The sequence below is a fragment of the Ohtaekwangia sp. genome (assembly GCF_036568665.1).
GTDB lineage: Bacteria > Bacteroidota > Bacteroidia > Cytophagales > Cyclobacteriaceae > Ohtaekwangia.
The window spans coordinates 20,388-27,144 of record NZ_DATCSD010000274.1; the positions used below are offsets into that span (position 1 = coordinate 20,388).

The window sequence follows — 6,757 nt, forward strand, 5'->3', positions numbered from 1 at the left end:
TCATAACGTATTTAAGCAGGCATGGATATCGTTGAAAATGTAAAAGAAGGTCTTCGCTCTGTAAAAGCCAACCTACTTCGTTCAGTGCTCACGTCGCTGATCGTGGCGATTGGTATTACATCGCTGGTAGGGATATTAACGGCTATCGATGGTATCGAACAGTCGGTGAATGAAAGTCTCTCATCCTTGGGAGTCAATACATTTGATGTCCGATCGAAAACCAACCGCGACTCCAACAACAAAGGCGTTACAGAAAAAGTATATCCGCAGATACGTCTCTCAGAAGCACAGGAGTTTATCGACTCGTATAAAGTGCCGGCAACCAAAAGTCTTTCGGCTAATCTCACCGGTATAGCAGAAGTAAAACACATGTCGAAGAAGACCAATCCCAATGTACGCATCAAAGGAAGTAACGAAGAGTATGCTGCTATTAAAGCTTTGGAGATGCAGGAGGGACGTAACTTCTCTCGACTTGAAATAGAACACGGTTCGCCTGTTGCTGTACTCGGCTATAAAGTATATAAAGCGCTGTATGATGATAAGGATAAGAAAGTGATTGGTTCGGAGGTAACATTTCTCGGAACACAATTTCGCGTGATCGGACTGTTGAAAGAAAAAGGGCAACTCGCAGAAGACAATTACGACAACATGGTGTTGATACCACTGCTCAAAGCCAACCAGATGGCAAAAGGTAAAGGACTTTGGTATGAACTTACGATAGGTATAAGCGACCCGACTCAACTGGAATATGCCATGGGCGAAGCTACCGGACTCATGCGCAATATTCGTCATGATAGAGTAGGAGACCCGGACTCATTTGAATTGGAGAAAAGTGAAACGCTTGCTGAGAACATGGCGTCTATTACCAGTGGTCTTCGTATAGGAGGTTTTAGTGTAGGGTTTATTACCCTGCTCGGTGCATCGATAGCGTTGATGAACATCATGCTGGTATCTGTAACCGAACGCACCCGCGAAGTAGGTGTGCGAAAAGCACTGGGCGCTACACCGCTGCGCATCCGCCAGCAGTTTGTGATAGAAGCTATAGTAGTATGTTTACTCGGAGGTATAGCCGGAGTTATACTCGGTATAATAATCGGTAATCTAATGTCGCGCGCCATGGGTATAGAAGTATTTGTAGTACCGTGGCTGTGGATGATCGTGGGGATGGTAGTATGTATCGTTGTGGGACTGATCTCCGGTTATTACCCGGCTCACAAAGCATCCAAGCTCGACCCGATCGAGTCATTGAGGTTTGAGTAGTTCGTCAGGCGTTATTTGTTAATCGTCAAGGTGCAAATGGAAAGTATATTTGTTTAGGGACGATACTCTATACCGAAGAGATATAGCTTCCTTTTTCCGTATGTCAGTTGGGAACAAACTGACACCACTACTGTATTCAACTTCTACATTCATTATTCCGTGTTCGTTATTCGATATTTGTTAGCCGGTATTCCTATTAACATGTAACCTATAACGATTAACGGATAACGATTCACACTACCCTGCGGTATACCCATCCCATATTATCCCGAATAGCATCATCGTCCAGCCATTCAATATATAGTCTGTAAGGATTAAATCCTTTGGCAGGAGGAGGGTGGTCTTCTATGCTCCAATCCATAACAATCATGTTGTCTTCGTGTTTCCAGCGGCCGGAGATATAGTCTTTATAGTTAAAGTCTTGCAGATGGTTTTTGTGCTGTGCAATTTCATCGGGAGATATACCTTTCAGTAACGATGCGAAGTCCAGTGATTCGCTCATGTCCGACTTCCAGATAAACTCGCCCGTCTCAAAGAATTTTATATAGTCAAAATAATCATAACTGAAATCTATACCGGCATGTATTTCTTCAAATCTTCTTTTTTCGGATTTGAAGTAGTGATTGGTGATGGTTATGCGCAATGTATTCGGGTTAGGAATCCAAGTTCATTCTAATGTTGCTTATTATCTCGTGGAATAATAATGAAAGTCAGCCTGTCGGTATCAAATATAGAAGTATACTTGTCAGAAACAACGGTGTGCTTGCTCATGTGAAGTATATCCTTATATAGGAGAAATGTGCAAATGTCCGTAGATGTCATGAATGGTTGGTCTGCTAGTATATGAGAATGATATGTCCCCACACTATTGTCTTCGGCACCAATAGGGATCAATGATTTATGTAGTTGTGCCTTTTTGGTAACTTTATTTTTGTCATTAAACCATAATTTATAGTCATTGCCAATGCAAAGTTGTTTTTCAGTACTTCCTGTAAGTATAAATACGATTCGTTCCTTGGGAGTTATGAGAGGTATGAGATTGGGGTTTGTTCGCTCATAAAAGGTAAAGAACTTATCTTCATTTTTACTTAATTTTTCAAAAGCAGCATTTCGCAGTGCTATTAAATCGGTTTCTTTTGTGGTGGGTATTCTGACTTGTGTATTTGCTATGCCACTCTTTTCATTGGGTATGCTATCGAAGCTTACCGTCAAGATAATCTGATCTGTTTTATTCCAGAATATAGTCTTTGTTGTATCACTCTCCACGTAAGAAAGATAACCTGCTATCTGATTGATTAGCGCTGAATTATCGTGTACTAATATATCAGTACCATGCCAGGAAGCTTTTTCAAGTTTATACAAGAGCAATCCTTCTTCAAGAATGGCAATTCTTGATTTTTGCAAGTCTTTATCTTGACTATAAGTAATGAGACTCCAGATTAAACCAATGAAAAGTAAGAATGCTTTTCTTTTTATAACAGATTGAAACATGGTTAGGATAAGGTTAGCTTGAGTAACGCCAGCTTGGCAGTAAAGGTATAAGAAAGCAAAGAATTTTAATCGTGAGGCTTTTGGCTGAAAAACTAATCTGTGCTTTAATCTTTGGGGGACCCGGAGAGCATCTTTTCCATCGAAATGAGGGCTTTTCTCTTTCAAGATAAAAGAGCTTCTAATCCCGCACCTCCAACGGTTACGAAGCTCACAATCTTCCGCCATCCCAAAGCGCACAACTCGAAGCTAACACATTGTAAAATAGCGTATTGCCATCTCGTTGTACAGTCATTGTGCAGGGCTCCAACCATTTCTGTATGGGCGTTGTGAATAGCGCTCTTGGGGTATAGCTGTTGGTAATTGCCTACTGTTGTATGTGCGTTGCACCCAATAATTATTAACCTAAACAAAACCTATGAAGAATTTTCTACGGCTAATGTCCGGCATAACCATGGTCTGTTTGCTGATGGCAGGCAGCGCCAGGGATGTGCTGGCACAAACAAAACCAGCGGCTGTGGTGAGCGGCAAAGTGCGGGTAAAGTTCAGCTCCGGTATGGACGCTACCCTGCAGACTATGAAGGTGGCCCGCAGGAGTGGCTATGTCCAGACCGGTATAGCGGGCTTCGATGCGCTTACGCTCAAACACAAGGCTACTGAAATGACACGCGTCTTTCCTTACAACCCTAAAAAGGAAGCCGTCCATCGCAAGCATGGCTTGCACCTCTGGTACGAACTTACCGTTCCGCTAAACACCGATGTAGAGTCTGCAGCCCGTGAGTTTAAGAAACTCGGTAATGTGGAGCATGCCGAGCCTATTCGCGCCAAGGCAGCTATCCAGCCGGGTAGGGCTACCGTTGTAACGGACGAGCGCATCAGCTCGCTTACGGGTCCGGTAAACGATCCGCTTTTCTATTTGCAATGGCATTATGAAAATGACGGCACCACCAACGAAGGTATACCGGAAGGCGACATCAACCTGGTGGAAGCATGGAAAGTGCAAACCGGTAATCCGAATGTAATTGTTGCCGTACATGATTTGGGTATAGATGTAAAGCATCGCGACCTGGCAGCGAATGTATGGGTAAACCTGGCCGAGAAGAATGGGATACCGGGTATAGATGACGACTATAACGGATATATAGATGATGTTAACGGTTATGATTTCTCTGGCGACTCAGGTGCTATACCTCCCGGTGATCACGCCACGCACGTAGCCGGTACCATTGCAGCGGTTACCAACAACGGTATAGGTGTAAGCGGTATAGCGGGTGGCGATGGTGTAAACAGTGGCGTGAAAGTAATGAGCGCCAAGATACTCAACGGTATGTATGATAACACCGCGGCCTCCTATATATATGCGGCCGATAACGGTGCTGTGATCTCTCAAAACTCCTGGACGTATACAACGCCCGGGGCATACGACCAGGCCGTGCTGGAAGCGATCGATTACTTTATTGAAGAAGCCGGTAATTATCCGAATAGTCCTATGAAAGGCGGCATCGTGATTTTTGCAGCCGGTAACTCCAACAACGATCTGGATTATTATCCGGAAGCATACGATCGTGTAATGGCAGTTGCTTCATTGGGCAGAACCAATAAAAAAGCATACTACTCTAACTATGGTGTAAAGGTTGAAATCTCGGCACCGGGTGGCGATCAGCTTAACGCAAGCGAAGATGGTATATTAAGTACACTGCCCGATAACCAGTATGGTTTCTTCCAGGGTACATCCATGGCGTGTCCGCATGTGTCGGGTATAGCAGCACTGGTAGTGTCGCAGCATGGCGGTAAAAATTATACTGCACAAGATCTGTGGACTGCGTTGATGACGGGTACGCACAACATTGATGTATATAACCCTGATTATATAGGATTGCTTGGTGTCGGGTATATCGATGCCGCATTGGCACTGAAGACCAATGGAAAGATAGCTCCGGCAGTGGTAAAAGATCTTACCGCTACTGATATAGCACAAGACTATATCGGTCTTACCTGGAGCGCCAGTAGTGATACAGATGATGGAGTTGCTGCCAAGTATGAAATCACCTACGCACAAGACAGTCTCGATGTAGCAAAACGCAAAAACATTAAAACGCTTTTGGTTGGTAACGCTGGCGATGCCGGTGCTAAAATGCAGCACAGCATTGACAAACTTTTTGCGGCCACCCAATATTATATAGGTATATATTCGATAGATCGCTGGGGAAACAAGTCGGCTATATCTACCATTATCAAAGTAAAAACAACGGATGGCCCCAGCGTAACCGTAGACAAATCTTCACTGGATTTTTCTATTGACGTTACCACCGGCACGCAGGCGCAGGACGGCTTTGCTATACTGAACGGTGCTGACGGAGAATTACGCTGGAAAGGAGAGGTGCGTCAGAAAGACTATATCCTCGACTGGAATTCGCTGCGTTATCCTGTAGCAAAAATTTCATCTTCCCCTCACAGGCTGGGTGTACATTCGTCAACATCAAAACTGAAGAACAGACCAAAGGCTGTTACTACGGGCTATAACGATTCGTATACTCCGCGTGAGATACGTTATGTGATCGATGAATATTATGGAGGCTACATGATCGGAGAGGAGGACACTACGATCTCCAATTCGTCTGCCACAAAATTTACCGTGAACTATGCTGATGGTTTTAATATGACCAGTCTTCGTGCATTGCTGAATAATAACAGCGAGCGTGGTGATCCTCCGTTCATTGTAGAGATATACCGGGGCGAAACAATGGATCGGCAGAACCTTGTTTATGCTGCCGAGTTTTCGGGCTATACAAGTTTTGATCAGGTATACAATCTTGAACTCGGTCAGCAACTCTTCTTTGCATCCGGCACAACGTTCTGGGTAGTGATACACATGCCTGCCGGACATTTATACCCGCTGGGTATGTCAGAAGAAGCGGCTGATGCTTACTCGAACAATTGCTTTATCAGCTTTGATGTCGGCAAGAGCTGGACACCGCTCGCAGATGCCATTCAGAATCCATACTATGCCTGGGTGCAGACTCCCGTATCCGATAGCCCGGGGTTAGACCAGTATATAACACTGCAACCAGCAGAAGGAACGATTAGCGGTAAAGATATAGCGCCTGTAACCGTAACAGCTGAGGGTGCTCATCTGATCAACGGAGAATACCACGCAGATATAGTATTGGTGAATAACGACTACAGCAACAGTCTTACAACAATACCGGTATCACTGCAGGTGAAAGGTCAGAAGCCTGTGCTGGAAGCTATACCGGTGGTTGATTTCGGGGGTATATTTGTAGGTCGCTCCAAAGAAATAGAGGTAACGATCAAGAATAAAGGCTATGGTAATTTTATGGTGAGCGATGCCACTTCCAGTCATGCCGACTTTACTATTACCGACACTCCCTATAAGATCAGTGCGTTAGGCGATGCCACGATCCGTGTAAAATATACAGCCAGACAAACCGGTACCAGCAATGGTGTGCTTACGCTTGCAGACGGTAACGGCAATACCTATGCTATATCCATGGTGGGTATAGGCGTAGCGCCTTCCAGGATCAGTCTTACACCGGCCAGTGCTACCTATAACCTGGCGTTGGGTGCAACGGCTACCGGTAAATTTACTATCAAAAATACCGGTAATTATCCGCTGCAATACTTCATGCCGAAGTATGCGAGTGGCGAAGGTATAGATTATGTAAGCGGAGGCTATAATGCCTATGGCTATTCGTATCGTACCAGTGCCGATGGATCGGGCCTGGCGTATTCATGGGAAGATATAGCGGGCACTGGTACTGAAATCACAACTTTCTTTAAAGATGTAGTTACCAATCATTTTTACCCGGTAAAACTTTGATTCGATTTCCCGATCTTCAACCAGACAACGGATCAGTTGATGATTACCCGCTATGGTATGCTTACCATCGATGATAAGGTAAATGTAGTAGGCAACATGATCGACATTGGCAGTGAGTATATGCCGTATGGTTTTATATCGGCGCTCAACCAGGGATTGAATGCCGAA

The 6,757-nt window shown here is 44.6% G+C and carries 4 protein-coding genes; 2 read left to right on the forward strand and 2 right to left on the reverse strand.

The features are described from left to right. Window positions 1-21 precede the first annotated feature (21 nt). Window positions 22-1,260, forward strand: coding sequence for an ABC transporter permease (locus VIN08_RS15335; protein WP_331966848.1), 1,239 nt, complete (start codon window positions 22-24; stop codon window positions 1,258-1,260). 232 nt (window positions 1,261-1,492) lie between these two features. Here the strand turns inward: VIN08_RS15335 and VIN08_RS15340 are convergent, their stop codons facing one another. Beyond that, the gene (locus VIN08_RS15340; protein ID WP_331966850.1) at window positions 1,493-1,903 is read right to left on the reverse strand and encodes a hypothetical protein; all 411 of its coding nucleotides are present in this window, start codon (window positions 1,901-1,903) and stop codon (window positions 1,493-1,495) included. 29 nt (window positions 1,904-1,932) lie between these two features. After that, window positions 1,933-2,916, reverse strand: coding sequence for a hypothetical protein (locus VIN08_RS15345; RefSeq protein WP_331966852.1), 984 nt, complete (start codon window positions 2,914-2,916; stop codon window positions 1,933-1,935). 250 nt (window positions 2,917-3,166) lie between these two features. Between VIN08_RS15345 and VIN08_RS15350 the strand changes: the two genes are divergently transcribed. Continuing rightward, complete coding sequence (locus VIN08_RS15350; RefSeq protein ID WP_331966854.1) at window positions 3,167-6,589, forward strand: S8 family serine peptidase; 3,423 nt, start codon at window positions 3,167-3,169, stop codon at window positions 6,587-6,589. The last annotated feature ends 168 nt before the right edge of the window (window positions 6,590-6,757 follow it).

Excerpts from the sequence above, each read along its gene's own strand:
- VIN08_RS15335 (WP_331966848.1), top strand. The coding sequence starts at position 22 with ATGGATATCGTTGAAAATGTAAAAGAAGGTCTTCGCTCTGTAAAAGCC.
- VIN08_RS15350 (WP_331966854.1), top strand. The coding sequence starts at position 3,167 with ATGAAGAATTTTCTACGGCTAATGTCCGGCATAACCATGGTCTGTTTG.